The sequence below is a fragment of the Pseudomonas batumici genome (assembly GCF_000820515.1).
Taxonomy (GTDB): Bacteria; Pseudomonadota; Gammaproteobacteria; order Pseudomonadales; family Pseudomonadaceae; genus Aquipseudomonas; species Aquipseudomonas batumici.
This window is the reverse complement of record NZ_JXDG01000093.1, coordinates 1-437: the sequence shown is the minus strand read 5'-3', so window position 1 is coordinate 437 and position 437 is coordinate 1. Positions and strand designations below refer to the sequence as shown.

General features: G+C 64.5%; 1 protein-coding gene. It reads left to right on the top strand.

Annotation, left to right across the window (positions count from 1 at the left end; all coding sequences use genetic code 11):
• Window positions 1-437 (top strand): hypothetical protein (locus tag UCMB321_RS28370; protein ID WP_040072013.1); only part of this gene is annotated, 437 nt, incomplete at both ends.

Below are 437 nucleotides of genomic sequence, written 5' to 3'. Positions count from 1 at the left end.
CTCAATGCCCAGGGCACCCTCAAGGGCGACGGCTCGATCCTGCTCAACACCGGCAGCCTGAACAACGACGGCGGCCAGTTTTCCAGCGTCCAGGGCATGACCCTCAACAGCCTGGGCACGCTGAGCAACCTGGGCGGCAGCCTCACCAGCGGCGACACCCTCGACCTTACCAGCGGCCAACTCAACAACGGTGCCGGTGGCAGCCTGTCCAGCGCCAAGGCCCTGACTGCACGGGTCAGCGGCCTCGATCAGCAGGGCGGCAAGCTGTTCAGCAGCAGTAGCCTGAGCCTGGACCTGGGCAACGGCCTGTTGAACAACGGCAATGGCCTGATCAACGCCCGCGGCGCCTTGTCGTTGAACAACCTCAACGACGTACTGAACAACAGCGGCGAAATCTCCAGCGACCTGGGCTTTACCCTGGCCGCCCACAGCCTGGA